This is a genomic window from Methylicorpusculum sp. (assembly GCF_030651835.1).
Classification (GTDB): Bacteria; Pseudomonadota; Gammaproteobacteria; order Methylococcales; family Methylomonadaceae; genus Methylicorpusculum.
Map to the genome: position 1 here is coordinate 1 of NZ_JAUSBX010000070.1, position 4670 is coordinate 4670.

Sequence of the window (4670 nt, forward strand, 5' to 3'; positions counted from 1 at the left end):
CCCGGTTTGTGAGAGCAAGAATCAGTTGGTTGGAAAGGCTGCCGAATTTCACAAAGCCGTGATGGTGATAAAAGGATACTGCTTGATCATCCTTGGCATCCACCACAAGTGCGAAGACTGCCACTTCCGACCGTATCGCTCCGCATCATGGCCAACTTGCTCACGGAAATACTTGTCCAGTGCCTCTACGCCACTAGAAAAGCCCGTTCGACTATACTTGGACGCGCGAGTCTCCAGGTTAAAACGAGCCGTTACTGGCTTTTGATCAATTCGGCGTGAGCCTTGGCGGCACGTTGCAGCGCAGGGGATGGTTCAGGCGGGTTAATCAGAAGATCAACGAAACACCGCTGGTCTTCAAGGGACAGCCGGATGACACTGGCTTCTTCAATTGTCCGTTGCGCGATTTCTTGTACGGCAGCTACAACGAAGTCACTGACACTTCGCCCTTGTAGTTCAGCCGCGCGCTTGATCACGACCATCACATCTGGAGAGAGTCGAGCTTCGAACCAGATACTGCGGATAGTATCTCTTGGCATCATGGTTGTCCTCATTTTCACACCATGTATTGTGCGGTAATTGACCGGGCAGAGTAAATGCCAATCTGACAGACACCCAATATAAAAATTATGCTTAACCAATTGAAATAGTTTAAAGCGGTTAGTAAAGATTTTAGTTAATGCATTATACGAAATAGCTTTTCAAGGATGAATATTTGTAACAACCGTAAGTGGCCAATCGTACCAAGCCTGATTTGTCTCCACCTAGATTCGACCACAGATAACCTTGATCTAAAATTTTTCCAAATAAACCTTAAAAGGACTAGAATATCCTTTCACTAATCTATTCATGAATTCATTCGCTCAATGACACTTCACGCTGATCACATCTGTACACATTTATCCAGAGGACCTATGTCTGCGGCGAAATTGCGTGAAAAGCTAAGTATTAGTCAGTCGACAATGTCTCGTGCGCTGGCTGAGCTTGGTGGTGAAATAGTTCGGTTTGGTGCTGCGCGATCCATTCACTATACACTGCGCGATAACTATCGCAAATTACCAGATATTCCGATTTATCGGGTCAATGCAGAAGGCACTATTCGGCAATTCGGAACGCTGATTCCTGTTCGGCCAGACGGGTTTGTTATGCGGCATGAGGATGGCACGACCCTTCACAGCGACGGACTTCCGTGGTGGTTGTTCGACATGCGCCCACAAGGATATTTGGGGAGGGCCTATGTTGCTCGGTATGGCGCTGAACTGGGGCTACCAGATCGACTTAAAGATTGGACAGATACCCACGCTTTGCGAGCACTGTTGGAGCATGGGCATGACATAGTAGGCAATATACTATTAGGAGAAAAGGCAAGAGATCGTTTTCTCGCTAACCCTATACCTGAGCCGATCTCATTTAATCATAAAGGTGAGGAATATGCCCGATTCGCACTTGAAGCGGCTCGTGGCGAGATACCTGGATCATCAGCCGGTGGCGAACAGCCAAAATTTACCGCTTATGCCATGACACCGAATGGGGACCGGCATGTCATTGTGAAATTTAGCGAACTGGAAGATGGTCCAGTAAGCGAACGCTGGCGTGATCTGTTGCTAGCTGAAAACCTTGCGCTTGAGACATTGCGTGAAGGCGGTATTCCTGCTGCCAAGACGCAAATAATAGACCACGGTGGCCAGCGCTTTCTTGAGGTCGAGCGTTTTGATCGTATTGGTAGTCTTGGACGGAGTGCGTTGCATTCTTTGTCCGCGCTTGATGCTGAGTTTGCGGGGTTAGGAACAGGTGGTTGGCCAGTTATTGCGCGCGTTCTTGCTGATGATCGTCAAATTCATCCCGAAGCAGCGGAGGGTGCAAATATCCTATGGGCATTTGGCACGCTAATCGGCAATTCGGATATGCACAACGGAAACTTATCTTTTATATCCGAACATGGTCGGCCTTATAGCATTGCACCCGCCTATGACATGACCCCAATGGCTTTCGCCCCCCGCAGTGGTGGTGGGCTTACTGATACTTTATCCGAAGCGACAATTCACGGCAGTGTATCTAACGAAACTTGGCGTCACGCAGAAGCTTTGGCCCGTAAGTTCTTAGGTCGGGTTATGGAGTCAAGCGGATTTAGCCTCAGATTTGAAGCGTGTATGACCGCACTTGAAGACCACATAAAGACAGCCAGCGCTAAAATAGAACGGCTGGAATGACAAAGATACTGATCTTGATGCCTAAATTCATTAATTTATAGGTCCTTCCCCTTTGCATTGGCTATCACAAGGTACACCATTGCCATCCTTGTCTAATGCAAAAACGCAGCACTCCAATTAATGCTCTAGTTTTATTTTAATCTTAAGATTTAACAAGGCAAAAAGCCAGAAAAAGAAGAGATTCTGTTGCCAGTTAAACCAACAGTTGTGGCTGGTAGATAGCTCAATTGATTTGCCAAGTTTTCTGCAGATGCCGATTAAATCTACTGCCAGCTGCCAGTTATACCTACTTGTAGCGGCTTGCAATCAAAACCCCCCAAACCAACAATCAGCGCAATTTTCGACCGGAATTAATTGCAACTGAAAGTCGCTCAAACCGAGAGTATCTGCAACTGAAATATGTCACTGGTCATCGGCGGCAGGCGGCCAAAACCGGCCAAAAAATATCTTTGATCACTGACTGCAAACTGGGTCATTGCCGCCAATAATTTGGCTTGGGTCAAAAATCCAGTTAAAACCTAAGCCACTTATGAAAATCTCGGCGTTGCTGGTCCGGAATGTTGCGTAAGCTAAGCTGCGACTCGAACGCATGATTCAAGGATGCAGTAACAGTCAACATGACAACCTCCAATTACATCTATTGGCTCAGTTTGGATGATATACGGAAGGGAAAAATCCTTGCAGTTCACAGATTTATTGTTGCAACCCAAGTTTCGTGGTAGATATACTGTTAACAGCTTAATAACTTGTTAGAATGACAAACAGGGAAAAAATGTTGAAAAAGTGCTTATTTTTTATCGCGATATGCTTCCCCTTCAATGCGACCAGCTCGACGTTCTGGGATTGGAGCGTCAACAATACTGCGTTTATCGCTGGCCACAACGAGGAGATTGCTATAGAAGCGACGCTGACAAATCTAGCTTTGTCGGACGAACCATTGTCTCACTTGGATGGCGATATTGAACTATTCGGATTTCCCACACCCAGAACCCAATTAGTTGTTATTTCAGGTGGACCTTTTCCCTATTCGCTAGCACCGTTCTATCCCGTCGAATTTAGATCTCAATTTGCAGCCAAAGAAATTCTTCCGGGAGAAAGCTTATCATTCGTTGCATTGAAACTTGTTCCGAACGGTACAGGCGCGGCGCTTGGGATATATGAGATATCACCATCATTACTTATCTTTGGCGTAAATTCAGGGTTGCAGACACCTGGCTCGCGTACACTCACGATCAAGGCATCCATTTTCTTTGGATGTATCATCCATATGAATCCTGAAGGTCACCATTTGATTTAGTACATCCAGAGGAGGTTGGACGTGCAATACACCATCCTTCTCACTCCATGGACCCCAGCCTCTCTCTTCGAATTTTGATGATACAGAAACGGTTCTGTCTTGGTGCCAAGTTACGAGCCAATTGTTCTGGTTCGATTTTATAAAAAGTATAGCTCTAACTAACTGAGACGTGCCGGACAAATAATGAGATGCCATAGATAATATGGCTGTGCAATTCGCCAGGGCTTTTATTGAATTGAACTTCTTTTCAGCATTCCGGAATCCTGCCCCCGTCACCTCTCTGCTTGCGGGATCCAATTCACTGAGAATCGAGTCTATTGTGGCTTCATCCACAACATCTTCAATCACCTCAAATCCGTCTTCGTCAAATGGCACTGAGTTCAATTTCCTCGGACATGTAACGCCGCAAACAGCTGAGGCTTTGAAGTGGATTGTTTTGCGGAAGCGTAGCGTTAAACCGAAAAACAAGGAACGGAAAAGCCTTCATACTGGTTTGCATTGTTATCTCTTTAATAGTACCTCTTGTAGTCACCTTCATAGCCAAACTGCTCGGCAAGCTGATCTAAAACCTGCTTGCCAAGGGACAGAAGTGACAAATTTCTATTCTTATCATCGACTTCTATGTCTCCGTGCTTTCCACCATGAAACAAGTTGTTTCTGATAGTTGAAAGCATTGCAATGACACGACAAAGGTCATTGTTACAATGATTAATACCAACCGGCTTCCAATCTAATTGTTTATACGCAGATACCACCTGCCTTTTTGGGTGTAACTTAATTAGCGACTTCGCTTCTTCTGAAGTTTGATACTCATCTTTGTATCTCTCTCTGAACTTTTCCCAGCTTGGTTCTGCTTTTGCTTCAGGTTCCTCAGACTTAACCTAACTTCGTCACTCAAACCTCTCTAAGTCATTGATATTTTGATTTCTGGCAATTTTTTGAAAAAAAGTCCTTTAAAATCAATGGTCAATTTTTTCGATCTAATGTAGTGCCATTGAATTTTTTCCTTGGTATTGATTTTCCGAACCGATTGCAGCACGCTATCGGCATGTACATTCGAAAAACCAAAACAAAATCCCTGGCTGATGGCGAAGCCTACTTTACCTACCGACTGGTTGAATCGGTGCGTGAAGGGCAGCAGGTCAAACAGCGCACCCTGCTGAATC

The 4670-nt window shown here is 45.3% G+C and carries 4 protein-coding genes; 2 read left to right on the top strand and 2 right to left on the bottom strand.

Annotated features, from left to right (window positions below; all coding sequences use genetic code 11):
• Positions 1-251 precede the first annotated feature (251 nt).
• The gene (locus tag Q7V32_RS08810; protein ID WP_304896612.1) at positions 252-539 is read right to left on the bottom strand and encodes a DUF1778 domain-containing protein; all 288 of its coding nucleotides are present in this window, start codon (positions 537-539) and stop codon (positions 252-254) included.
• 324 nt (positions 540-863) lie between these two features.
• Between Q7V32_RS08810 and yjjJ the strand changes: the two genes are divergently transcribed.
• Together yjjJ and Q7V32_RS08820 are read left to right on the top strand one after the other, a co-directional pair.
• Positions 864-2207, top strand: coding sequence for a type II toxin-antitoxin system HipA family toxin YjjJ (gene yjjJ / locus Q7V32_RS08815; RefSeq protein WP_304896613.1), 1344 nt, complete (start codon positions 864-866; stop codon positions 2205-2207).
• 754 nt (positions 2208-2961) lie between these two features.
• Positions 2962-3504 (top strand): hypothetical protein, encoded by a 543-nt coding sequence (locus tag Q7V32_RS08820; RefSeq protein WP_304896614.1) that lies wholly within the window; start codon positions 2962-2964, stop codon positions 3502-3504.
• On the opposite strand, the gene Q7V32_RS20820 is transcribed toward Q7V32_RS08820, so the two are convergent.
• Entirely contained in the window at positions 3403-3879 is a 477-nt protein-coding gene (locus tag Q7V32_RS20820) for a phytanoyl-CoA dioxygenase family protein (RefSeq protein ID WP_370691446.1), read from the bottom strand. The genes Q7V32_RS08820 and Q7V32_RS20820 overlap by 102 nt on opposite strands.
• Between the last annotated feature and the right edge of the window lie 791 nt (positions 3880-4670).

Coding starts and splice junctions, on each gene's coding strand:
- Q7V32_RS08810 (WP_304896612.1), bottom strand. CDS start 539: ATGATGCCAAGAGATACTATCCGCAGTATCTGGTTCGAAGCTCGACTC.
- yjjJ (WP_304896613.1), top strand. CDS start 864: ATGACACTTCACGCTGATCACATCTGTACACATTTATCCAGAGGACCT.
- Q7V32_RS08820 (WP_304896614.1), top strand. CDS start 2,962: ATGACAAACAGGGAAAAAATGTTGAAAAAGTGCTTATTTTTTATCGCG.